The following is a 23,790-nucleotide window of genomic DNA, read 5'->3' as shown; positions in this document are numbered from 1 at the left end:
CGACGCGACGGACGAAGCGGCGGTGGCGCAGATGCGCGCCCGCAAGAAACGCGACGGCAAGCCGTTCGCACTGATGGCGCGCGACTTGGAGCAGCTTGCCGAATTCGCGGAGCTGTCAGGCGAGGAGCGCGCCGCACTTGCCGCCCGAGCGGCGCCGATCGTGCTGGTGAAGCGCTGTGACAGCTGCAGCGGCGGGCGTGGCGCCGGAGCACGAGCGGCTCGGTTTCATGCTGCCCTTCACGCCGCTGCACCATCTCTTGCTGCGAGCGCTGGACGGTCCGGTGGTGATGACCTCCGGCAATCGCTCGGGCGAGCCGCAATGTACGGACAACGACGAGGCGCGGCAGGAGCTTGCCGGGATCGCCGATTTCTGGCTGATGCACGACCGCGAGATTGTCAACCGGCTCGACGACAGCGTGGTGCGCTGCGACGGTCACGGCATTTCGGTGTTGCGTCGCGCGCGTGGTTTCGCGCCGGAGCCGCTGGCGCTGCCGGCGGGCTTCGATGGCCCGGTCAGGGCGCTGGCTGTGGGCGGCGACCTAAAGGCCGCGTTCTGCCTGGCGGGCGACGGCAAGGCGCTGCTGTCGCAGCATCTCGGCGACCTCGACGAGCTGAAGAACCAGGACGCGTGGGGGCAGGCGTTGGGGCTGTATCGAAGCCTGTTCGACACGAAGCCGGACCTCATTGTCGCCGACCGGCATCCGGGCTACCGTTCGACCCGGCTTGCCATGGAGCTTGCCCGTGAGACCGCGGCGAGGTTTGTGCAGGTCCAGCACCATCACGCGCATCTCGCCTCGTGCCTTGCCCAGCACGGCCGCGCAATCGACGCACCGCCGGTGCTCGGCATTATCCTCGACGGTCTCGGATACGGCGATGACGGCACGATCTGGGGCGGCGAGTTCCTGCTCGGCGGCTATCGAGGGTTCCGGAGGCTGGCATCCTTCGAGCCGGTCGCCATGCCCGGCGGCGACAAGGCCAGCGTCGAGCCGTGGCGCAATGCCTATGCGCATCTGCGGGCGGCTTTCGGTCCGGATTTCCTGACCAAGCTTCCTGCCGATCGGCCCTTCGTCCGCGCCTTGGCCGAAAAGCCGCTTGGCGTGCTGGACCGGATGATCGAGAGGGGCGTCAATGCTCCGCTTGCTTCCTCGGCGGGGCGCCTTTTCGATGCCTGCGCGGCAGTCCTCGGCATCTGTTTCAAGCGCCAGAGCTACGAGGGGCAAGCCGGCATGGAGATGGAGGCGCTCGCCAGCCCGTTCATGGATGCGGCCAAGGCTTGGCCAGCAACCTCGCCGAAGGGGCCGGCTATCTCTTGGAAAGGTCTGTGGGAAGCGCTTCTTCGCGATCAGGCTTCGGACGTCGAAACCGGGCTGATTGCCGCGCGCTTCCACAGGACGTTGATAGAGATCATCTCGCGGAGGGCCATCGGACTCACTAAGGAAAACGGCGTCGGCACGGTCGCACTGTCCGGTGGCGCTTTCCAGAATTGGCTGCTGCTCAAAGGCGTACTCGCCGAGCTCACAGTTGCAGGATTGGAGGGGCTGGCGCACGCAAGCGTTCCCGCAAACGACGGCGGTCTGGCGCTCGGCCAGGCAGCGATCGGCCTAGCCCTTTGGCATTGAGACCAATCGTTGAAGAAAAAATATCAGCATCGTCCATATAAGGCGGTGCGCTTTGTGACGAGCGGCGGCCAGCTTGCCGCATTCGTCCGGGCCGTCGCCTCATTCATCAGGTGGTCGGTCATCGGTCGTTCCTTCGAATCCTTACCGGGGAACATCGATGACCGCCGCTACGCCGCTCGCTCGCTTCAGCGCTGTTGAGGGCGCGCTCGCGAGCGGCTCGTCACCGCCCCGTCGGTCATCGGTCGTTCCTTCGAATCCTTCCCGGGGAACATCGATGACCGCCGCTACGCCGCTCGCTCGCTTCAGCGCTGTTGAGGGCGCGCTCGCGAGCGGCTCGTCACCGCCGAGCTACACCATTCAGCGGGGCACGACACTTGCCCGTGTCTTCGCCAAGACCGGCGCGTGCTATAACCGCTTGGTCACCACACTGAACAAAGGTGCTGTATGGTGCGGATATTCGGCGCTTCCGCACCGGCTCGGGAAAAATGATCCGGACAGATCGAGCCGATGCACTGCCGCACACCCGCGGGCATTGCAGCGACGCATAGCGTCTGCCGCTAGCATGTTCTTGCGTGCGCGTGCGCGGCTATCGCGGAAGACACGCCTGTCGCAACAACCATATGCGCGCGCTCTTCAGCAAGCACCCTGGTCCGGATTCGGTGAGGATCGCGTTCGGCTCGGGTGAGACGTTTACATGCTCGGGTTCCAATGTGTTCTCCCCGGGCGTGTCTATCGGCAAAACCATCCTGTGTCAGAAACGGGACAAGAATGTCGCAAGCCCGACCCAAAGGTCGCCAAGGCCGGGCCACCGATTAGTGGGGAAGCGGTGTAACGCAAACGGAGCGCCATCCGGCACGCACATTGCTTCGATGATTCTGTCACGGCGGGTGGCAATGGCAGATCTCCGCTTGGCCCGCAGAGCGATTGGTGGTGAAGCGCTTCGTGCGGTAGCCATGACAGACGTGTCCGCTCGGGTAGAGGGAGTGGAGGTGAGACAGGATGGTCGGAAGGCATACTGATGCGCGGGAGTACGTGCGATTCCGAGCCGCGAAGCGCCGATCTGCCGAGACGATCGCCGTCATGACGGTTGGCGCAAGCAAAAATCGCAAGGGCCTTACCGCCAATCGCGGCCCACTCAGGAGGAGCCCGTGACGCCACATGCGCAGAGGCGTGCGTATCGCTTTGTGAAGAACTATGTGACGCTGAACATACTGTCGGACAGCGTTCCGATAAGCGCTCGCAAGATCTCGACAATTCTAGGCGTCAGTCCTGTCCCGGTGCGCGAAGCTCTGTTTCGCGTCTCGCATGAAGGCCTGATGGACTTTGTTCCCGAAAAGGGCTTCTACGCGAAGACGTTGTCGCAGTCCGATGTGCTTCAGGCGTGTGCCATCGGCAAGGCCGTGGCCGTCGCCGGACTGGATGAGTCGTTTCTAGCGCGTCACGAGGCATCGATTGGCAAACTGAAGATGGCGGCCGAACGCATTAATCGCGGGATCAGCGAGGGAACCAGGCTCGCCCAAGCGTTTTGGTGGATCGAGTCTCTTCTGCGACGTCTGGTGACGGTGTGCTATCACCGACAGCCGCGCTGGCACCTGCTGAGCATTCTGGATCAGACCCTCGCCTTCCGGCGCGCCGTGTCGCACGACACGCAGGTTACGGCGCGGCTCCCCCGAATGCTAGTTCATCTCACAGAGCAGTTTGCGAGACGACGAATTGTAGACGTGGCGCAGGCTATTAGCGAGATTGTTGAGCACGAAAGCGCCCGGCTTTTGCAAGGCTATCCCGATTATGTTGAAACGGTCGCGAGTGCTCGTCGGCGCTACAATGCCTCTGATGGCGCAATCGAAGGCGTTCTCTTCAGTGCCAAAACGTCGTCCTATCTGGAGAATCCCGAACCGACGCATCGGGCGGATTTGCCATATTCCGTCGAAGCGTCGACGCATCACAACGCGGTTATTGCCGTCAGCCAAAACCAGAGCCTTTGCCGACTTCCGGAGCGGGATCCGCGAGGCGGTCAGCGTGATGCGTCAACTGCGCGTCGAGTTCCTTCATGGCGGCTGTGGTGATGCGCTTGAGCAGCGCGTCGACAAGGCGATGCGCCGATGCGCTTCGAAATATGCGCGATTGCGCTTCGGCCCGTGGTTGGGTGGAATCATTGAAGCGACGCATGATGCGCACCGCGTGCTGCCCGTCCGGATAGCCAACCGTCGTTGAAGCGTTCCATACAGGCCCTATGACTGGCGATGAACTCAATCCTCCTCGCTACGGGCCCGAAAGAGCGGGTCACGCTCCAATGCCTGGCGTTCTATTTCGTTCACAAGGCTGGGTAATCGCTTGAGCTTCTCGTCGAGGAGTTCGCCCATGACCGCGAGCGCTGCCGTGCGATCGCCAGCCGTGAGGCTCGTCATTAGCCTGGTCATCTGCTCGACAACGACACCCAGGTACTCTGAGTCCAACAGGTCGTGAACACGCGCATAATGTGTTTGGTCGAGATAGTAGCGGATTACAGAACGGACGATGTCAGTTCCTGCCATCGCAGCGATCCGCTCGAACAGCATCTCGACGAACGAGCCGTATTGCTTCGCGGCCTCATCGGTCATGACAGGGGCCTCGTCACCGAAAGTCGCAATCTTAGGGACACGCTGTAGGCCCTCAGTGTCGAACGGCACCCTGCTGAACTCTACACCATGGCGCAGCATGACAAAAATCATCTCATAAGCTTCGATCAGACGGGCAACGGTGATGGGCCGGACGAAGTAACCCTTCGAGGGCACGTGCTGGACCAACCCCTCGCCGGTCAAGCGGTTCACCGCGTCGCGCACCGGCGCGGCGCTGACTTTGAAATCATCCGCCAGCCTGCGCGGATCGAGCCGCTGGCCCGGCCGGATATGGTGCCTGACGATGCGATCCCTGAGCTGTCGGTAGAGCGCGCCCGTCAGGCCTTCCGCCCCCGTCACCTCTCCGGCCGTCTGCTCTTCTTTTTCCGACATTCGCTCCGCACAGTTGTAGGTTCCGCTGCCTTCCAGAGGGCGGCGCGGGAAGCATCACACACAGCCATGTCAGCGATATGAACGCGCGGCACTGCCGCTCCGAAGAGCATTATAGTCGACGATGTAGCGGCCATTATAATGGTTGATATTACAATCGATATAAGCACTGATAGAGGCGGCATTATAATGTTTAAGTCAAATGGTTTCGTCTGCCATGTGTAGCTCAAAATAACCTCAAAATAAGCCGCAGAACCCACCGTTAGATCGTAACCAATTGCTTTTAACGCGCGTTTTTCGACTTGACGCACAACTGATCGATACTATGCTGGCTATTTACAGAGGAGAGATGGCGATGCATGGTTCGCTCCTAGCGAAATCGACCGATAACTTTATTCCAGCCAAGAGCCCACGCGAGAGCTTGCGCAGCCTGATCACCTCCAGCGACCTCGCCTTTGCAATGGAGGCCCATGACGGTCTTTCTGCAGCGATCGCGCAACGCGCTGGGTTTAAGGCATTGTGGGCTTCCGGGCTCTCCATCTCGTCGAGCCTCGGTTATCGCGATGCGAGCGAAGCATCCTGGTCTGAGGTCGTCGATGTCGTCGAGCGTATGGCGAACGTGGCGGACATTCCGATTCTCGTGGACGGGGACAGCGGGTTCGGGAATTTCAACAATGCGCGCTTGGTCGCCCGGAAGCTACGCCAGCACTGTGCGAGCGGTGTCTGCCTCGAGGACAAGGCTTTCCCGAAAATGAACTCATTCGTCGGCGACCGGCACCCGCTGGCTGACGTTGGGGAGTTCTGTGGCCGGCTCAAGGCCGTGAAGGACCAGGTGCCGGATCCGGAGTTCGTGCTCGTCGCCCGGATCGAGGCGCTCATCGCCGGCCATGGACAGGACGAGGCGTTGGTGCGGGCGCACGCCTACGCGGAGGCAGGTGCCGACGCCATCCTCATCCATTCCCGCAAGTCCGATGCTGAGGAGATTTTCGCCTTCACGCGCGCCTGGCAGAACCGCCTTCCGGTCGTGATCGTGCCCACGAAATATTACCGTACGCCCGTCTCGGAATATCGCAAGGCCGGAATCTCTACGGTAGTCTGGGCGAACCACAACATGCGCGCGGCGATCTCGGCCATGCGCCAGGTTTGCGATCGTATCATCCGGGAAGAGAGCATCGCTGGGATCGAGAGCGACGTCGCGACGCTCGATGAGCTCTTTGATCTGCTGAAATACCAAGAGCTCTCCGCAGCCGAAAAGAGATATCTGCCGCAAACGGAGAACGGCGTCCGGTAGCAGGCTCGGCCCGTCCTTTGAAAAGCAAAACGAAAACGGTGGGGCGCACATGCTCGCGCAACGGACAAGGTTATTCGAAATGTCGGGCACCGCTGCGGCGCGGGCTGCCGCAAAAGCGGCCGATGCCGGCAAGGAGATCGTCGACCTGACAGCCGGCGAGATTTGGAGCGAGCTTGCTCCCGCGATTCGCGAAGGCGCGATCGACGCCATCAACAAGGGCGTCAATCGCTACACCGATACAATCGGGATGATGGAGTTGCGCGAGGCGCTGGCGCGGATGGTGTCGATTGAGACCGGGCAACGCTGGCGCGCCGACGAGATCGCCGTGACGAGCGGCGCGAAGCAGGCCCTGTTCAATGTGGTCATGACGCTGATCAATCCCGGCGACCAGGTCATTATCCCTGCGCCCTACTGGGCATCATTCCCGGCCCAGGTCCAGATCGCCGGCGGTACGCCGGTCCATCTCGACACGCGTGGAAACGGCTACGTTCCGCGAATTGACGACATCGAACGCGTTATCACGCCACTGACCCGCGCCATCGTCGTCAACACTCCCGGCAATCCGAGCGGTGCCGTCTACGACGCAGCAACCCTCGCGGCCATCGCCCGGCTGGCGATCGAGCGGAAACTTTGGATCATTTTCGACGAATGCTACGGCAGCTTCACTTATAACGGGCATGAACACCACCCGATCGTGTCGCTGGTGCCGGAAGTCCGGGCCTGGACGGTGATCGTCAACGCCTTCTCCAAGAGCCTGGCGCTTACCGGCTGGCGCATCGGATACCTTGCGGCGCCGAAGGAGCTGATCTCCGCTGTCAAGGCGCTGCAATCGCATACGACGTCGAACCCGAATGTCGTCGCCCAGCACGCCGTGCTTCGCCACCTCGATGAAGGCGATGGCGCCTTTGAGGCAGGTCTGCGGGGTCAATTGACCACGGCACGGCAGACCGGGCTCACCGTGCTCTCTGGGTTGCAGCGCGTTCAGGTCCCGAAAGCTCAGGGCGGGTTCTATTTTTACCTTGATCTATCCAGCCTCCTGCGACCGACACCCGGCGACAGTCACGCCAAGACCGCCGACGACATCGTCGCCGCGCTACTCAGGGAAGCCGGGGTTGCGGGCGTCTCGGGGAATGCCTTCGGCGATCCGATGGGACTGAGACTCTCCTATGGCATTCCGCCAGAGCAACTCAAGGCAGGCCTCGGTCGGCTAGTCGGCGTCCTCAATGCCTGGGACTGAAGGAATCATCAAAACAAGGACAAATAGGGTTTGGATCAATGACCGCAACTGCTCCGAGGAATGCCGTCATTCTTGCCGCCGGGTTCGGCTTACGCTTGCGTCCGATTACCGACGCGCGTCCGAAACCCTTGGTCGAGGTCAACGGCACACCGATCCTGCATAATGCCCTGCAGCATCTCGAGGCAATGGGCGTACGGAAGGTGACAATCGTCGTCGGCTATCGCAAGGACGCCATACAGTATTCCTGCGGCCGGCGCTTCGGAACTCTCGATGTCGACTATGTTGAGTCCGACGTTTTTGACAAGACAGGCAGCGCCTACTCGCTCTGGCTGGCGCGCGATGCGCTTCTCAGCGGCGACACCTATCTACTCGAAGGGGACGTCTTCTTCGAACTGGATGCCCTCCGCTGCCTGAGCTTGGGCGATGCCGACAACGTCGCCGCAGTCGCGCCGTTCAGCCCGGCGATGGAGGGCTCGGCCGTCGTGTTGACCAACAACGGCTACATCGCCGAGGTACGTATGAAGCAAACGGCGGCGAACCTCACTGATGGTTCGCCGCCACTGTTCAAGACCATGAACCTAATCCGCTTCTCTGGCGAAGCCCTGGGCCGGACGATCGTTCCGCATCTCAATGACATCATCCGCGCCGGAGCCATCAAGTCCTACGTCGAGGAGCTCCTGTCGGACCTCGTCCGGCTAAAAGGGCTCCAGATCGCGGCCGCCAGGTGCGACAGCCTCAAATGGTACGAGATCGACAATGAAACCGACCTGCGCATCGCGGAGGCGATGTTCACGACCGCGCGCGAGATTGCCTGCTGACGACTAAACCCTGGGGAATGAAAGATGCTTCGCTACCTCGTTGATCCCGCCAACGCCATTACCACAAGCGGAATTATTTTCTCTGGCTTGGCCTTGCGCGAGTTACTCGTGGGGCAGCCAGAACTGGCAGTCGCAATCTCGCTTTGGTCGATGTTAGCTGATCAGCTTGACGGCGTCATCGCTGGGCGCACAAAGAATAGAAGTCCCGAAGCAGCGAAAATCGGCAAGAGTCTCGACGGCTTCAGCGACCTCATCTACGGCAGCGTTATACCCGCCGCCGTAGTCATGAGCCTCGGAGGGGGCGAACTGACCTCGATCATCGTCGGAATCGTCCTTCTCGTCGCCGGCGCACTCCGGCTCAGTTATTTTAGCAATTTCGGTTTGACGACTGGATATTTCACGGGTGTCCCGCTGTCTTACGACGGACCGCTTCTAGCGACGCTTCTTATTCTTCGTCCATGGATTCCAGACGGCATCTTCGTTCCTATCGTAACAGCATCGTTTCTTCTGCTCGGCTGCCTGCATGTCAGCCCACTGCGCGTCCCCGCACCCGGGCGGGCCATGTATTTGGTCATTGTCGCCTTCGGCACCACGGCCTCAGCCTTCCTCGCTGGGCGCGTACTGATTTGGACCTAGGCAAAAGCATTCCATCATAGGAGTTTCTCCATGAACAGAACCGCACTTCAACCGGCCGTCAAATGGGGGGATTTTTCTCCCAATGCGTCTGAATACGGCCAGAGACCGCCCTATTCGGACGTAGTGCTGTCTGCGTTAGCGAGAACTGTTACTGAACGGTTTGGCCCCATTCGACTAGCCGAACTCGGTGCCGGGACCGGAAACCTGCTGCGATCATTCAAGGAAGCGGAAATCGGTGGCTTCGCCGTCGAGCCGAACAGGGATATGCGCGCGGTGGCCCGTAAACTCGCACCCAACGACCTGCGATTTGAATGGGTAGAAGGAACGGCTGAGCAATCTAATTTGCCGCCCGCTTCGGTGAACTGGGTGTTACTTGGCAACGCCTATCAGTTCGTTGACCCCCTCGCCATGTTTGCCGAAGCTCATCGAATTCTCGTGCCCGGCGGCTTTCTCACACTCATCTGGAACGTCCGGCATTTCCGGAAGGACCCTTTGCAGTGCTCCATTGAAGAGATGGTCAAGCGTCTCGCCGGAAGCCTCAAACGGACCGGGATTTCCGTGGCCGAAATCATGGATAACTTGGACACCGGCGAACGCTTCTTAGAAGTCCTCTACGCCGAGGCTAGTCACAAACGGATTTTTACACCGGATAGGTTTCTCGCGACTTGGAAAGCCGGACACGATGTTCCCAGTCAGGTCTCTGCCGACATGTGGCGACGCATCATCAAAGAAACCGAGCGGATGATCCCCGACCAACCAGCCATCGAAACCATGTGGCTGACTCGTGCATGGACGCTCCAGGCCCAATAGTGCCTTCGCTGACCAACGGCAAATTCAAAGAGGTCGACGATGTCATACTCCGCTGTGCCGCGCGGGACGATTGATCTCTCCCGTGCCATTGCGCCCGCTCCTCCGAAACTTGAGACCGCTTTGGTGGAGGCCATGGGGATGCTTGCAGCATCCGGCTCCCTGGCGCGCTCAATGCGACGCAACCGCTTCGCCGGCACGGAGGCCGATCAAGAGGCTGCGGCGCTCTGGCTGGCGCTACGTCTAGGGCAGGCGCCGGAAAGAGGACGCATCATCCTCGCCAATGGGACCCAAAGTCTTCTCGGCCTGCTGTTCTATCAGTTGGTCGGGGCAGGGGAGATTCTTCTTGCGGAAGCGCTCACCTACCCGGTTTTGCGCCCCCTAGCACAGCGCTTCGGCGTCATTCTCCAGCCGGTTGCGATTGATGAGGAGGGGTTGCTGCCCGAGGCGCTCGAAGCGGCTTGTGAGCGCCATCGCCCCAAAGCGCTCTTTTGCAATCCGACGCTGCATAACCCAACCACGGCAATAATGGGATCGGAGCGCCGTCAGGCCGTTATCGAACTGGCAAGACGATTCGATCTCCTCGTCATCGAAGACGATGTCCTTGGTCCACTGCATGCGGCGGCGCCGCTCGCCTTGGCAGCGCTTGGGCCGGATGTCGTCTGGTATATCCAAAGCTTGTCTAAGTGCGTATCTCTGGGTTTGAAGGTGGCCTACATGGTGGCGCCGTCCGCGAATGCGGCTGAAACGCTGGTGCAATCGGCCGCAAGCCATTCGTTCTGGTTTCCATCCGCCCTCTCAGCAGACATTGCGACGAGACTAATTGTAGAAAAAGCGATTGAAGACATCGCCGCTGCCATCGCTGGACGAGCTCTGCATTGCCAAGACATCGCAAGGCGGATCTTGCGCGATGTCCCTTTCTATTCGCAGTCGGGCGCTCTCCACATTTGGCTGCCGGTTCCTTCTCCCCGCTCCGCCGTCGATTTCGTCGCCACCGCGGCCGAGCAGGGCCTCTTGATCCGACCAGCCGATATGTTCGCAATCGACGGCAGCGACGGTCCTCCGAAGCCGGCGGCCGTGCGGGTCGCACTCACCACACCAGAAACGGATGAGCACCTTGAACTTGGGCTCGAACGTCTGAAGTCCCTTTTGCGATCATGACCTATTCTCCGTTTATACAGCGCTGCTATTCGAGGGTACGATGAGCCAGTGGAAGCGCGACCGATCCCTGATGGATGCGTCGGCCGGCGGGCGCAAAGATGGTTCGTGGTGCATTGGTCTTGCTGTCGCCGCGGCGGGCGGCATCGCCGCCAGTCTGGCCGGATTGGCTGCACCATGGCTGACCGGGGGAATATGCGCTGCCGCGGTGGTCGCGTTGGCGCACCCATTTCCAAACCCGTCCAAATGGCTGACGAATGCTTCTACGACCGCACTTGGAATATCGGTCGGATCGCGTATCGGCGTTAGAGAGTTGGAGATGGCGGCTACATGGCCACTCAGTTTGGTGGCGATGGTGGTTACCGTCGCCTTGATGCTCATCAGTTCCTTCTATGCATTGCGCCGGATCTTCTGCTGGGATGTGGCCACAGCATTCTGGGCATCCTCTCCCGGCGCCGTCGGTATAGCTCTTTCGATGGCCGCCCAAACACGTGCTGATGTAGTAAAAGTCGCGATCGTCCAACTTATGAGAGTCTTCGCCGTCATGATTCTGCTACCGGTCGGACTAGGCCGGCCGACATCGATTCAGGCACTTCCTTCGACATCCACCCTTTGGCCGACCGCACTCGTGTTCGGGATTTGTTTTGGCCTCGGCCTAGTCATCAAAGGGATGAAAGGTCCAGCTAGCATGTTGATCGGTGGGATCGTCGGGGCGGCATTTTGTCGGGCAAGCGGATGGTTCGTTGATGCTTCGCCGGACACCCTAGTAATACCTGCCTGCATCATCATCTCGGCCGGTATCGGGGCGCGTTTTTCCGGCATGCACTTGCGAGATATTGCCAGACTACTGGCGCCGTCGCTCGTGTCTCTCCTAGTTGCTACCTTCATCGGTATCCTGGGCAGCCTGGTCATGACATCCATCGGCAAGCTGCCGTGGCAGCAAGTCCTCATCGCCTATGCTCCCGGCGGATTGGATGCGTTGATCGCCACGTCGATTCTTCTCGGGGCCGACTCGCTTTATGTCGCTGTTCATCAAGTCGCGCGCTTCGTGTTGCTCAGCCTCTTTCTGCCGATCACGGCAGACATCCATGAACGGATCGTGCGGGCGCGTGCAGAACAGCCGTAAGCCCGTCAAGAAGGCACGGCCCTCGCCGTTGCCATAGGAGATCACGGCCGATGATTCCGGAAAGGACAGCGGTTGCAGCTCCGCCAATCGTCGCCAGTGTGAATACGCCATTATTTCGCTGACGCTTTCTAACCGCTGACCAGATCGTGGAACGGCTTTGTGGCCGCGGACCGAACAACTCGCTGATGCGGATCCATTCCCTGTCGTTGATCTCTGTTTCCACGATCCCAAAGTCGCTGTAGGGGACCAGCTGAAGGATATCGAGCTCTGTGACATATCCGTGCTCGAGGAAAGCGAAGTGGCCGTCCATCACCGGTTGGCTGTAGGTTGAATATACCACCGCAGCATCGGCATCGCTAATCTCCGAGATCGCATGCGCCAAGAAGCACGCGAGAGAAGACTGGCCGTTGGCCGCAGAATATAGCGGTTCCGCGAGATAGCCGAGTACATTGCCTTCAGCAGTGTCAATTATGTCGGCTCCATAGCCGCTCCATTTCCATGGCAGAGGTCCCTGGCTTTCAACCAATTGAAACGACGATTGCGTCCGGTAATCATAGCCGATCTCGACAATCCCGATTTCGCAGCCAAGCGGCCACGGCTGGATGACGGGCGTGGCAGCAATCGTTCCGCTGAATCGGCCGAGAGTATGGCCACACAAGATGACATCTACAGCCCCGGCCCATGGTGAACATATCCGCACCAGCCTCTCCGCAGAAACATTCCATCGTCGATCAATGTCGAAATGCCAGTCAACTCCATCATGGAGAGCGGCCACAACTATGGATGCTCCCTGGCGTCGCAATTCATTCGCCAACGCGACGACGTCGATGGCCCTGTCGTGCTGGCTCTGGCAAGGCATTTCGCGATCGGGCGTCATGCTCCATGATCGCATCGAGGCGAGGTCATGGTGTGTCAGGCCCACCACGCCGACATCACCAACTGGAGTGGCAATGATGGTTGTTGCATCGAGGCTCAGACCGGCATTGGCGCCCAGGACGGGAAACGGAAACGTCTCTAGGCTTTCGAGGAAAAACGGGATGCCGAAGTCCAATTCGTGATTGCCCGCAATCGAGACGTCGACACCTAGTTCGGACGCTGCAATAATGCCTCCTTTGCCTCTGGTCGGTAAAGTCAAGGGGCCGCCTTGAACGAGATCGCCGGTGTCAATCCAGACGGTTGGGCCTTGGCCGCGCATCTCATCGATCATCGATCGGAGACGCGCTCCCCCGCCCAAAAGTCCGTGCGTCGTCTTGAGCGGCGCAAAGCTCCCGAAAAAATCATGGGTTACTACGATACGAAGCTTGGTCATGCACGGCATTCGAGGGCGCTTGCAATGATCCGAAGTCCCCTTTCGACCTCCTCGCGGTCTAGAGGGCCGCTCAGCGAGATGCGGATCGCATTGGCGTGGTTCCTTTCCGGTTCGATCGCGAAGGCGTCCGAAGGGCGGACCAAAACGCGATCTCGGGCCAGCTCTTGCGCAAAGGTGCGGCGATCGATGCCGGGTGGTAGGCTCAGCCAGGCGTGCAAGCCGCCCGGTTGCGTGGCTAGACCGTGGTCGCCAAGGATCTCTTCCGCTAATTGTTGACGGCACGCCGCTTCGGCAGAGATCGCATTGCGGACGCGATCGGCGACGCCGGAGACGATCCAATCGTTGACGATCGCGGTGGAGACCGGCGAAGGAAACCAATACGACAAACGGTTTGCACCGGTGGCGACCGCCTGCGTTTCAACCGCCGTTGGTCCAACGACGTAAGCGACCCGGAAGCCGTGTGCCAACCCCTTCGTCAGCCCGGCGATGTACCAGGTGATGTCCGGTGCGATCATGGCCATTGGCGGCGGGGCCTCCGGATGAAGGCAACCAAGGGGTTCGTCTTCAATGATCGTGACGGCGTGCCGTCTGGCAATCTCGGCGATCGTCTTTCTGCGTTCCGCGGGCATCATGATCGCTGTCGGATTGTGAACCGTCGGATTGCAATACAAGGCGCGAGGTCGGTGCGTCTTGCAGGTTAACTCGAATGAGGATGGCTCAATACCATCAGCATCCAAATCAAGACTGCAGACCCGGATATGCGCTCTTGCCGCTAATTGGGGCAAGACGCCGTAGGATAACGCTTCAGCTGCGAGGAGACCGCCCTGGCCAACCAGTGCTTCGAACAGCAACAGGAGTGCGCCCTGTGTTCCATTGGTGACGATCAAGCGATTATCCGGTGGTTCCTGCAATCGCGATCGAAGCCACAGTCTGGCCGCCGCGCGATCGACTGCCGTGCCGCCGGCAAGACTATTCCGCGAAAGAACGCCAATATCGTCTCGCGCTGCGAGTCTCGCCAACGTTCGTTGGAGCATTGGGGTAAAGAGCGGAGGCATGGGAGGAATCGACCTGGAGAGATCAATGGGATGCATCGCTGCTGGCGACTGTGATATCGAGCCGACCTGAAGCGTCGCGTTGGTCAAGACGTTATCTCTCATTGCGGCCCAGTCATTGCCGACCGCTGTTGAAAAACCCGATGCGCGAGTTCGGGGTCGTTGACGATCAGAGCGTCGACTCCGGCCGCAGCAAGTTCGGCGATTTCTGACGGGACGGCGTCCCCAACAGGTCTTTTCCCGCCGCCACAGGTTATCATCACCTGCATACGAGCATCTTTCATGCGCGATATGGCATGTTGGCTGGCATCGGCGTGACGTAGGCGGACCCATTGCCCTGGCAGCGTTCTGGTGAACACCTCATTTTCGTCTCTCGTCGCAATTAGAGAAACTTGGGCAATTCCGGGATGTCGGTCCGCTATTGCCTCCGCCGTCGAGACGGAATGTACACCGACAAGAAAGCGATGTGGGGCCGCAGAAATCTCCGGCAAGGCCAGGATATTGAAAATGTCGGCGGCCTCCGCCTCCTTGATGTCGAGAAAGATCGGCAAGGCTATTCGGCAGGCTTGAGCTAGCGTCGGAACGTACGGCAATAAGAGAACAAGATCGTGACAATCAAGGTCACGTGTGTAGTGAAGAACATCCTCGCTCGTAGTCCGACAAGTCAGATCGTGGTGGCAAATAGCGATTCGATCTCGTGTCAGGATTACGTCCGTTTCGAAGGCATCGGCTTGCGAAGCGATTGCCGCGTTGAACGCAGCAATTGTGTTCTCGGGAGCTTGGGCGGACGCTCCCCGATGGGCGATGATCAGCGGACGCAGCCGTCGCCGGGCCGCAGGCCGTCGCCAAAGATTCTGAATATCAATCATTCCAACCCTAGCAGCTTTTCGACATCCTTCTTCATCGCGGCCAGGGCCTCGTCAGGCTGCCGCCGCAACGTCAGAACGGCCTGAAGATAATTCTTGATGACGTCCGTGATCTTCATCGAATTCTCACCTGGAAAGGCATACCATTCAGTGAGGTGAGACAGTTCCGAGATGGCGGCCTTTTGATTGGGCCGATCCTGCATTTGCTTCCCCAAGCGGTTCGGGTCGTCCAGTGCTGCCTGGTTAACCGCCAGCAATCCCGTTTCTCTCCCCATAATGGTTTGCGCGTCAGTCCCAACAGCGAATTTGACAAAATCCCACGCAAGGGCTTTTGACTGTTCGTTCTTGGAAGTAATCATAAGAATTGTTCCGGCCGCTGGTATGCGGCCAACCGAGTCCACGAGCGGGAGAGGTGCGGCTCGAAGGTCAAATCTGCCAGCTGCTTGCTTTTCAAGTTTGGGAAGGGCGCCGCTTGAAGTAACCAGAAGCCCGATCGTCCCTGCAGCAAAAGCTTGGCGCGCCTGATCACGAGTCATGTCGGCTTTAGCCTGACCCGCTCGGCCAAAAGCTTCGAGAATCTGGAAAGCTTCTCGACCTGCCGCGTTGTCAAACATGACCTGCCGACCGTCGGCGGTCATCATGCGGCCGCCAAGAGTTGCTACCAGTGCTTTGTATGTCCAGTTGCCGGTATTGTCATATTCCAAGAAGCCGCCAAGGCTGCCTTCTAGCGCCGCGATCTTGTTTATCAAGGCAACCGTGTCAGACCAAGTAGTTGGGAAATGATCTGGGTCCCCCCCGGCTTTTGTCACCAGATCGGCGTTGTAGGCGATCACCGGAACAGATACGCCGAACGGCAGCCCATAAAGCTTTCCCTCGACCATTCCTACGCCCGTAGCCCCGCTGATCAAACCTAGGCTGCCAAGAGCCTGATCCGAGGCCCCGATCCTGGCCAGGTCCGTCGCAATCTTGCGGTCGATCAGCGGTCGCATAACATTGGGACTGATGAAGAGCACGTCCGGGAGAGTGCCGGTAATGGCTGCGCGCATCGTATTCTGGAGGAGTTCTTCATCCTCGCGGACCGCCGGAATCAGTTCGACCTTGATCTCCGGATGCAGCGTCTGAAATTCTTTAGCGATCTTTTCGTATATTCCTTGGTGGATCGAAGGCGCGGCAGCGATGCGGAGCGTCGCATCTTGAGCATACGAAACTCCTATTGTGCAGCCGAGAAGTACAAAGGCACAAGTCACGACGGAAGTGAGACGCTTCATGGTATTTCCCTTGGTTATTTGATTGCTCCGCCAGTCGTCCCCTCGACAAACCAGCGTTGAGCGGCGAGGAAGGCGATTATGAGCGGGAGAACGACGATGGTCGCGGCGGCCATGAGCGGGCCGTAATCATTGCCTGCCTCTTCATTCCTGAAGGCCATGATGCCAAGGGGCGGCGGCATCAGGCTCTGGTCACGGACAGCAATCAGCGGCCAGAACAGACTATTCCAGTGGCCGACCACCGAGAAGATGCCGAAGGCAATGATTGCCGGCAGCGCCATCGGCACCATGATCTTCCAGACGATCGCGAGCTCGGAAAGACCGTCGAGCCGTGCGGCGTGAACAACGTCATCGGGGATGGTCTTGAAAAACTGCCGAATCAAGAAGATACCGAAGGGCGAGACGACGTATGGGAAGATCAGAGCCGCATAGGTATTGAGAATGCCGAGTTTATAGCCAAGGATGAAGAGCGGCAGGGACAGCACTTCGTGCGGCAGGAGCAGGGCAATCAGCACTAGCGCAAAGAGCAGGTCTCGCGCCGGGAAGTGAAGTTTGGCCAGTGCGTAGGCCGCTGGGGCACAGACCGCGATCTGGAGCGCCAGAATTGCTGTGCAGACAATGACGCCGTTGAGCATGAAGCGGAGCAGCGGCGCTTTGGCTATTGCTTGGGTGTAATTCTCGATGCCATAGAAGTGCTGGGGCCAAAATGAGAAGGAGGCGCGGAAGATCTCGCCCGGGGGGTTGATCGAAAGCGACAGCATCCAGGCGAAGGGAATGAGGATCAGCGCACCTGTGAACAGCAATGCCGCGTGCCGCAGAATGGTGCAGGGCTGAGCGAAACGATGAGTGCTCATTGATAGTGAACCTTCCTATCCATGACCCGGGCCTGGACGAGCGTCAGTGTGACGAGGATGAAGAGGAATACGACGGCGACCGCGGCGCCGTAGCCCGTGCGCAGATACTGGAAACTCTCGCGGTAGAGCGTGAACAGCAGCATCTCCGAGGCATGGCCGGGCCCACCTTGGGTCAAGACCTGAACGGTGTCGAAAGTCTCGAAGGCTTTGAGAGCAACCACGATGAAAACGAACATGAAGACCGGGCCGAGCATCGGCAAGGTGACGGTCCATAGCCGGTCGACCCAGAGATCGGCGCCGTCGATGTCTGCCGCATCATACAGGTCCTGCGGGATCGACTTCAGCCCCGCGAGAAATAGCACCATGGCAAAGCCTAGGTTTTGCCAGATACCGATGACGCCCAGAACCGGCAGAACCCTGCTCTCGTCGCGCAGCCAGTTGGCAGTTGGCAGGCCGATGGCGGCAAGCGTCTGATTGACGAGACCGATGGTGGGATGAAGCAGCGCTTCCCAGGCGATGGCCATGGCGGTGAGCGTTGCCATATAGGGCAAGAAATGGATGGCGCGGTAGAACGCGCGGAAGGACTTGCCGCTTTCGATCAGCAGCGCGATCCCGAGGCCGAGAAGGATCGTGCCGGGCACGACAATGGCCACATAGAGAACGGTGTTGACCAGCGAAATCCGGAAGCCCTCGTCCGAGAAGACCTCCTCGAAATTGGCCAAGCCGACGAATGACAGGGTACTCGCGCCGAATTGCCAGTCGGTCAGCGCGATGACGAAAACGCCAAGAACGGGCAAGAAGAACAACACAATGAGGAAAAACAGCGTCGGCCCTGCGAGAAGCCAGGCGGCTCCGATTTCTGATAGGCGATGGCGCCGAAGGTCCGAGGTCGATAAGGCGTGAGCGTCGCGCTGCACGGGCCTGTGGTTTGCCCTAAAGCGTTTCGTGGCGATCGACATAACGCTGCCCATCAAGCACTCTCCCGGATGGACGTCACCGCAGCCTTGCCCGCAAAATCGAGAGCGCGTATCCGCCGGCCATCAGAACCGAAATAAAGCACGCGTTCCGGTTCGAACGACAAATTGAGCCTCTGGCCGACGGACGCGCTCGCTGTGCGCTCGGCTGACAGGCGAGCGACGATCGGCTGCTTCGCGCCCGCGACATCGAGATGGACATAGAGGTCGGATCCCATATGCTCGACGAGCCTGACTGTCCCGCTGATGGCCCCTCGCTCGGAGTGAGCGCCGAAGCGGAAAGCTTCGGGGCGTATCCCGAGCTTCAGATGGGCGCCGGGGCTGAGGCCGATATCCGCCACGATCGTCGTGTCGGCAAAACTGACGCTGCCGGGCGCGCTCACGAGGCCGTCAAGCATATTGATCTTCGGGGAGCCGATGAACTCCGCTACGCGCCGGTCTTCCGGGTCGGCGTAGATATCCTGCGGCGGAGCAACCTGCAGCAACTCGCCGTTGAGCATCACCGCCACCCGGTCCGAGAGCGTCATCGCTTCGGCCTGGTCGTGCGTGACGTAGACAAAAGTCACGCCGAGCCGCTGATGCAGTTCCTTGATCTCCGCCCGCATCTGCACGCGCAGTTTGGCGTCCAAGTTCGAAAGCGGTTCGTCCATGAGGAAGACGGCCGGGTGCCTAACCATCGCGCGACCGACGGCAACACGCTGTCGTTGCCCGCCGGAGAGCTGGCTTGGCTTGCGGGTAAGAAGATGATCGATGCTGAGCGCTTCGGCCGTTCTTGCGACCTCCGCGGTGATCTCCAGTGTAGTGGTGCGCGTGCCGGGCAGCAGTCGTCCGAGAAGAGGCAGGCGCTGCCATGCGTTCAGACGCCGCATGCGCAGCGGCAGCGCTATGTTCCCGGCCACCGTCATATGCGGGTAGAGCGCATAGGACTGGAACACCATCGCCACGTCGCGCCGCTTTGGGCGAACGCCGTCCACCACGCGATCGCCGATCGAGACGCTTCCAGCGTCTTGAAGTTCCAACCCGGCCAGAATTCTGAGCAGCGTGGACTTTCCGCAGCCTGACGGTCCGAGCAGGGTCAGGAACTCACCGTCGGCGATCGACAGCGAGACGTCGTGCAGCACGGTGGTAGGTCCGAATGACTTGCGAATATTTCCGAGGACTATTCCACTCATTCGACGGCCTCCGGGTTGCTCACGGAAGAGAAGCCGACGGCTGATTGCCTGCAGGGTGTATCCCGAAAAGCGTAGGGAACAGTGATGGGACGGCTCGAAATAGATGCCTGTCTCTCCCACGACCGGATCGCTGGCTCACTCGCAGTTCTGTTTTGAAAGAAGCGAAGAAGGCCACCTTCCAATTCATCAAGCGCGACGCCGCAATTAAGAAAGTCATGTCGGTTACGTTGGAACGTCATGCCCCATCCTTAGGCCAGAACTCATTTCGCGCTGACGCAATATCGTTTTGAAGCAACAATCCAGTGACAAACATCGAATAATGTGATGGAACGTCCGGATTTACCGATGGATTGCTCTGAGACAGGAAGCCGCCATCCTACAAAGTTGCCGGAGTACAGAATGGCTGCCGAAGACCATGGAGTGCCGCTCAACGCGATCCGCGCGTTCGTGACGATCGCCCGAGAGGGGAGCTTGACGCGTGCGGCTAATGCCTTGGGAACGACGCAGAGCTCCGTGAGCCGCTATCTGGCCGTGCTCGAAGACTATCTCGGGACAGATCTATTGGAACGGCGCGGAAGACGAAGCCAGTTGACCGAGTTCGGAAGGCTGTTCGCGACTACGGTCGCCGAGCCGCTTGATACAGTGTGCTTCACTGCTCAAAGAATGCGCCGGCGGAACCGTCCGGACGCCAATCGCATCGTGGTCCGCACCTCGCTTTCGACCTTCGCATACTCGCTCTTGATTCCAAATCTCCAAGCATTCTCCGCCGAAATGGGCGGCGTAATCGTGGATGTGATCAGTTCGCTTTCTCTGCCCACATCCTCCGATGAATATGACATCTTGATTACACGCGACCTGTCCCTCATCGAACCGGCCGACCACTGGGAAATCTACAACGAGCAACTCGTTTGTGTGGGCATGCCAACTCACGTACGGGGCAAAAGTCTCTCGGTTATCCGCTCAATGCCGATTTTGAACATTACATCCCGACCTGATATTCTACCAACATGGCTGAGGGCGATGAATCTGACTTCAAAAGACATAAAATCGGGCGCGCGCTATGATCACAATTACCTTGCCCTCCCGGCGGTCATGACAGGAAAATGCCTTCTGGTAGCGCCGGAAATCATAGTTAGCGATCTGGTGCGCGGGGGCGCTCTGCATGTGATACCAGGATCGCGTACCCCCAGCGGCATGCAATATCGGGCCTATGCGGTCGACCGAAGCGGTAACCCCGAAATCGCTCGTGCTTTTTGCCGGTGGCTGGCTCGCCTTTGCAAAAAGGACGCGATTCCGGAAACCGCTTAACATCGCAAAAACTATCGAAATATTCGAAAAATTCGATCGATGCATTTGATTGCATACGCCATGGCTGAATATGGCAGCAGCAATTCGTCCATTCCTTTGTTTGAGAAGAGGGGCAACACGTAATGCTGCACACTGGCGTCAACTCCCAGCTCCTGTCCGGAACCTCCGCCATGAGGGGTGCAGCGCGTCTCCGCGCTCGCATGGCCGAGCAACGTCTGGTCCACATCATGTCAGCGCATAGCCCGCTATCAGCCATCCTAGCCGAAGAGGCAGGTTTTGATGGGGTCTGGGCGTCCGGCTTCGAACTCTCCGCTCTTTATGGCCTGCCTGACGTTAGCCTGATCTCCATGGCGCAGCACCTGGATATGGTTCGGGCGATGGTTGAGCAGTCGTCACTTCCGATCGTCGCTGACATCGACACTGGCTTTGGCAATGCCATCAATGTGATCCATGCGGTCAGGCAGTACGAGCGCGCCGGGGTCGCCGCAGTCGTTATAGAGGATAAGGCCTTTCCAAAAGTCACGAGCCTAATCGCGGATGGCCGACAGGAGCTCGTCAGGATGGAGGAGTTCACTGGCAAGGTGCGCGCAGCCGTGGCTACGCGTTCGGACCCGGACTTCCTCGTCATTGCACGTACTGAAGCGCTGATTGCCGGTAGCGGAGAGGCCGAGGCCCTGAGGCGGGCTGCCGCCTATGAGAAGGCCGGCGCCGACATGATCCTGATCCATTCCAAGCAGAAGACGCCCGACGAGGTGGAGAGCTTTGTCCGCGCATGGGACGGCAATGCTCCAATCGTTATCGTGCCGACCACCTATCCGCAAATGAACGAACCGCGCATCCGCGCTTCGGGAAAAATCGGCATGGTGATTTATGGCAATCATGCGATCCGGGCAGCGGTCACAGCGATGAAGGAAGTCTTCGCTCGGATCCGCGCCGACGGTGGCATCCACCACATCGATCGCGACATCGCATCCGTCGAGGAAATTTTCCGACTGCAAAAGATGGACGTGGTCAAACGGGACGAAGGTCGGTTTCTAATGTGAGACTACGACCGCGGCTTATTAATGCGGCTATCCGCGATATTCGCCTGAACGAGCGATTTCCCAGTCGGGCGTTTTCGATGCTATCAAAAATAAAGAGGAGTTGACTGATTGCATTACTAGCGTCGGCAAATCATATATTGCGCGGGTAAATGCTCTCTGAATAGTTCAGCGGGCAGGAGGTGAAATGCCGATGCTTACTGCGGCATTTTTGGGGGAACAAGTGACAGCCGAAATTGCTATCCTTAACCGAAGCGCTGTTGCGCTTGCCGCAGACAGTGTCTTGACCCTCGTTGGTTCGGAGTCCGGCAAAAAGACGTTCGATTCTGCAGAGAAGATTTTTGAATTGAGCCGATATCAGCCGATCGGCCTGATGATATACAACAATGCTACCTTCATGAACGTTCCGCTGGAGGTGTTGATCCGGCGGTATCGCGAAACGCTTACCTCGGGCGCCTTTCGCGTAGTTGCGCAAGCCCGCTCGGAATTTGAGCGGTTTCTCCTAGGCTTCAAGGCTTCGGACGCGGATCGGATGGAGCACTTTCAGTTGATGCTGAACTCCGAGATCGACACGATTAACAAAACGGTTCTCAACGAAAAAATCAACGCGCTCCTCACAAGGAAGAAAAAGCGACCAGCAACCCTAAGGCGCATCGCTGAGGGCGTTATCCAAAAGCGCATTGCGGAGCTGACGAAAGTCCCGCTCAAAAATCAAGTATTCATGAAGGACGTGTCGTTCGAAGCGTTCCTGCAGCATTTCGCAAGCGAGATCCGGTCGACGACCGAAAATGGACTAAAGACCACCATGGAGGAGATGAGCGAGTCAGTTTTTGACGGGATCGGAAAGCTGATGTTCTGCCTCTTAAAGTCGGAGACGCGCTCCCCTGCCTACACAGGTCTTGTCTTTGCCGGACTGGGCCACGACGACTTGTTCCCTTCGCTGGAGTCGGTTGAACTGGACGGCGTGTACTTTGGACAGGCAAGGACGCTTAACCCGCAATCGATCGATATTGATCGCGCAGGACCGACGTCGGCGATCGTTCCGTTTGCACAAACGGACATGGCGGAGCGTTTCATCCATGGCATCGACCGGAACTTCGAAAGGGATCTTCAGGAGTTAATGTCCGACATGGTGAAATTGGTCATCGAACGCGGCGGCGGCGATGTGGCAGGCGACGGCTTCTCCTTAGTGAACGAGACGCTGACAACGTTTCGTGAATCGCTCAAGGAACTCAAAGATAACGCCGAGGCTAAGTTGAATTCGGTCGTAAACCACATGTCGAGGAAGGAACTCGGTGAATTAGCCTATTCGCTGGTCGAGTTGACGTCACGAAAGCGGCGCTATTCAACCGAGATCGAGACGGTCGGCGGTCCGATCGATGTCGCTATTCTTACCCGGAACGAGGGATTCATATGGGTCAAGCGAAAGCACTATTTCGATCTCGACCTCAACCCGCGATTCAGGCTGCCAAAGGCGCAATATTAGGGAATTGCCGGCCAGAAGTAGCCGATGATGGAGCGCTCGTTGCGAACGGCAATCTGCGTGTGAGTGTGGGTAAAGAAGCCCCCGCCTGGATAGAGCGCTGATCCCTCCAGAAACAGACCTCGCACGGTATCGAAAGGCCGAATGCTAGGGAAGGCCTCATCGGTGTGCTCTTCGCTATCGGCCTTGATGTTCTCGTGGAGGTGCTCGATCACCGCGCAATCCAGATATCTGAGGAGCTTGTCCATCCCGCCCCTGGCGGGGTCGCGGTTTTCGGGGAGGTTCTTACCCGCGGCATCAAATGCCTTCTTCAAGGAAGCGTAGGCATCCTTGAGCAACTCAAGGTCGTCTCTCGTCGTCAGATCGAGGCAGTTGCCAAGGTCGATAACCGCTCCCAGCACGGCCGCCTCCTTGATTTCCCCCCGTTTGTGACGATCTTGAGCCCATTCCAAAGCCCGGCGCGCGTCGCCTTCCCAGAAATAGGCTCCGGGGCCGAGCCAATCGTATTTTTCTGCGCTCGATTTGAGCTTCGATCCTGCGATGACCGCGTCGGCAATTGATTTGTCGCAACCATGATATCCGAGGACGAAGCCGGTGCGGATCTGGGTCACTTCTTCTTTGTTTTCTCGGCTTCTTCTTCGCCGCCGTACTGCGCTCGGAGCTGCCCTTTGGCCGTGAGCAGCCCCTCATTAATAAGCCAGTCCGTCGCTTGTTTCTTCGATTGGGTGTTGGCATTTGAGCGCTTGGCCAACATCTCCTTGATCGCCTGCCGCTGTTCTTTGTCCACG

At 59.0% G+C, this 23,790-nt stretch carries 23 protein-coding genes and 1 pseudogene; 14 read left to right on the top strand and 10 right to left on the bottom strand.

Annotated elements, in window-relative coordinates; all coding sequences use genetic code 11:
• Positions 1 to 31: 31 nt before the first annotated feature.
• The 4 genes and pseudogenes from DH10_RS37645 to DH10_RS17590 all read left to right on the top strand — a co-directional run.
• Positions 32 to 118 (top strand): annotated as a pseudogene (locus tag DH10_RS37645) (hypothetical protein); the annotation flags it as partial.
• A 58-nt stretch (positions 119 to 176) separates the two neighbouring features.
• Positions 177 to 1,619 (top strand): Kae1-like domain-containing protein, encoded by a 1,443-nt coding sequence (locus DH10_RS37035; protein ID WP_192385130.1) that lies wholly within the window; start codon positions 177 to 179, stop codon positions 1,617 to 1,619.
• Positions 1,620 to 2,767: 1,148 nt separating this feature from the next.
• Positions 2,768 to 3,685, top strand: coding sequence for a GntR family transcriptional regulator (locus DH10_RS17595; RefSeq protein WP_192385129.1), 918 nt, complete (start codon positions 2,768 to 2,770; stop codon positions 3,683 to 3,685).
• The gene (locus DH10_RS17590; RefSeq protein WP_192385128.1) at positions 3,639 to 3,833 is read left to right on the top strand and encodes a hypothetical protein; all 195 of its coding nucleotides are present in this window, start codon (positions 3,639 to 3,641) and stop codon (positions 3,831 to 3,833) included. Before DH10_RS17595 ends, DH10_RS17590 begins: the two co-directional genes overlap by 47 nt.
• Before the next feature lie 35 nt (positions 3,834 to 3,868).
• Here the strand turns inward: DH10_RS17590 and DH10_RS17585 are convergent, their stop codons facing one another.
• Positions 3,869 to 4,609, bottom strand: coding sequence for a GntR family transcriptional regulator (locus tag DH10_RS17585; protein ID WP_192385127.1), 741 nt, complete (start codon positions 4,607 to 4,609; stop codon positions 3,869 to 3,871).
• A gap of 352 nt (positions 4,610 to 4,961) precedes the next feature.
• On the opposite strand from DH10_RS17585, the gene aepX reads away from it, so the two are divergent.
• From aepX to DH10_RS17550, 7 genes are read left to right on the top strand one after another with little or no spacing between them, the layout of a single operon-like run.
• A complete protein-coding gene (aepX, locus tag DH10_RS17580) occupies positions 4,962 to 5,897 on the top strand; it encodes a phosphoenolpyruvate mutase (protein ID WP_192385126.1) in 936 nt (311 codons plus the stop codon).
• 49 nt (positions 5,898 to 5,946) lie between these two features.
• Entirely contained in the window at positions 5,947 to 7,134 is a 1,188-nt protein-coding gene (locus DH10_RS17575) for a pyridoxal phosphate-dependent aminotransferase (protein WP_192385125.1), read from the top strand.
• Positions 7,135 to 7,172: 38 nt separating this feature from the next.
• Entirely contained in the window at positions 7,173 to 7,952 is a 780-nt protein-coding gene (locus DH10_RS17570; protein ID WP_192385124.1) for a phosphocholine cytidylyltransferase family protein, read from the top strand.
• 24 nt (positions 7,953 to 7,976) lie between these two features.
• Entirely contained in the window at positions 7,977 to 8,588 is a 612-nt protein-coding gene (locus DH10_RS17565) for a CDP-alcohol phosphatidyltransferase family protein (RefSeq protein WP_192385123.1), read from the top strand.
• A 30-nt stretch (positions 8,589 to 8,618) separates the two neighbouring features.
• Positions 8,619 to 9,398, top strand: a complete 780-nt coding sequence (locus tag DH10_RS17560) for a class I SAM-dependent methyltransferase (protein ID WP_192385122.1) — start codon at positions 8,619 to 8,621, stop codon at positions 9,396 to 9,398.
• Between the two features lie 39 nt (positions 9,399 to 9,437).
• Positions 9,438 to 10,556, top strand: a complete 1,119-nt coding sequence (locus DH10_RS17555; RefSeq protein WP_192385121.1) for an aminotransferase class I/II-fold pyridoxal phosphate-dependent enzyme — start codon at positions 9,438 to 9,440, stop codon at positions 10,554 to 10,556.
• 40 nt (positions 10,557 to 10,596) lie between these two features.
• Positions 10,597 to 11,679 carry an AbrB family transcriptional regulator gene (locus tag DH10_RS17550; protein ID WP_192385120.1) on the top strand — a complete coding sequence of 361 codons (1,083 nt, stop codon included), beginning with the start codon at positions 10,597 to 10,599 and terminating at the stop codon, positions 11,677 to 11,679.
• Here DH10_RS17550 and DH10_RS17545 read toward each other — a convergent pair.
• From DH10_RS17545 to DH10_RS17515, 7 genes are all read right to left on the bottom strand, one after another.
• Positions 11,627 to 12,988 carry a metallophosphoesterase gene (locus tag DH10_RS17545; protein WP_192385119.1) on the bottom strand — a complete coding sequence of 454 codons (1,362 nt, stop codon included), beginning with the start codon at positions 12,986 to 12,988 and terminating at the stop codon, positions 11,627 to 11,629. The genes DH10_RS17550 and DH10_RS17545 overlap by 53 nt on opposite strands.
• The gene (locus DH10_RS17540; protein ID WP_246811586.1) at positions 12,985 to 14,022 is read right to left on the bottom strand and encodes an aminotransferase-like domain-containing protein; all 1,038 of its coding nucleotides are present in this window, start codon (positions 14,020 to 14,022) and stop codon (positions 12,985 to 12,987) included. The genes DH10_RS17545 and DH10_RS17540 overlap by 4 nt, the downstream gene beginning before the upstream one ends.
• Positions 14,023 to 14,141: 119 nt before the next feature.
• Positions 14,142 to 14,909: a glycerophosphodiester phosphodiesterase gene (locus tag DH10_RS17535; RefSeq protein WP_192385117.1), complete on the bottom strand. Its 768-nt coding sequence runs from the start codon at positions 14,907 to 14,909 to the stop codon at positions 14,142 to 14,144.
• Positions 14,906 to 16,174, bottom strand: a complete 1,269-nt coding sequence (locus tag DH10_RS17530; protein WP_192385116.1) for an ABC transporter substrate-binding protein — start codon at positions 16,172 to 16,174, stop codon at positions 14,906 to 14,908. The genes DH10_RS17535 and DH10_RS17530 overlap by 4 nt, the downstream gene beginning before the upstream one ends.
• A gap of 14 nt (positions 16,175 to 16,188) precedes the next feature.
• Positions 16,189 to 17,025 carry a carbohydrate ABC transporter permease gene (locus tag DH10_RS17525; RefSeq protein ID WP_192385115.1) on the bottom strand — a complete coding sequence of 279 codons (837 nt, stop codon included), beginning with the start codon at positions 17,023 to 17,025 and terminating at the stop codon, positions 16,189 to 16,191.
• The gene (locus tag DH10_RS17520) at positions 17,022 to 17,984 is read right to left on the bottom strand and encodes a carbohydrate ABC transporter permease (protein WP_425515347.1); all 963 of its coding nucleotides are present in this window, start codon (positions 17,982 to 17,984) and stop codon (positions 17,022 to 17,024) included. The genes DH10_RS17525 and DH10_RS17520 overlap by 4 nt, the downstream gene beginning before the upstream one ends.
• 11 nt (positions 17,985 to 17,995) lie before the next feature.
• A complete protein-coding gene (locus DH10_RS17515) occupies positions 17,996 to 19,171 on the bottom strand; it encodes an ABC transporter ATP-binding protein (protein WP_192385113.1) in 1,176 nt (391 codons plus the stop codon).
• Between the two features lie 399 nt (positions 19,172 to 19,570).
• Between DH10_RS17515 and DH10_RS17510 the strand changes: the two genes are divergently transcribed.
• The 3 genes from DH10_RS17510 (at position 19,571) to DH10_RS17500 (ending at position 23,005) form a co-directional block, all read left to right on the top strand.
• On the top strand, positions 19,571 to 20,479 hold the full coding sequence (locus DH10_RS17510; RefSeq protein ID WP_192385112.1) for a LysR family transcriptional regulator: 909 nt from the start codon (positions 19,571 to 19,573) through the stop codon (positions 20,477 to 20,479).
• 122 nt (positions 20,480 to 20,601) lie between these two features.
• Positions 20,602 to 21,522, top strand: a complete 921-nt coding sequence (locus DH10_RS17505; RefSeq protein ID WP_343221563.1) for a phosphonopyruvate hydrolase — start codon at positions 20,602 to 20,604, stop codon at positions 21,520 to 21,522.
• Between the two features lie 184 nt (positions 21,523 to 21,706).
• Complete coding sequence (locus DH10_RS17500) at positions 21,707 to 23,005, top strand: hypothetical protein (protein WP_246811582.1); 1,299 nt, start codon at positions 21,707 to 21,709, stop codon at positions 23,003 to 23,005.
• On the opposite strand, the gene DH10_RS17495 is transcribed toward DH10_RS17500, so the two are convergent.
• Both DH10_RS17495 and DH10_RS17490 read right to left on the bottom strand, forming a co-directional pair.
• Entirely contained in the window at positions 23,002 to 23,613 is a 612-nt protein-coding gene (locus DH10_RS17495) for a hypothetical protein (protein WP_192385111.1), read from the bottom strand. The two genes, DH10_RS17500 and DH10_RS17495, sit on opposite strands and share 4 nt — an antisense overlap.
• A complete protein-coding gene (locus DH10_RS17490) occupies positions 23,610 to 23,789 on the bottom strand; it encodes a hypothetical protein (protein WP_192385110.1) in 180 nt (59 codons plus the stop codon). The genes DH10_RS17495 and DH10_RS17490 overlap by 4 nt, the downstream gene beginning before the upstream one ends.
• Position 23,790 lies beyond the last annotated feature (1 nt).

Origin of the sequence: Mesorhizobium silamurunense (assembly GCF_014843825.1) — a bacterium.
Taxonomy (GTDB): Bacteria; Pseudomonadota; Alphaproteobacteria; order Rhizobiales; family Rhizobiaceae; genus Mesorhizobium; species Mesorhizobium silamurunense.
The sequence above is the reverse complement of the archived record's forward strand: the minus strand, read 5'-3'. Positions and strand labels throughout refer to the sequence as shown.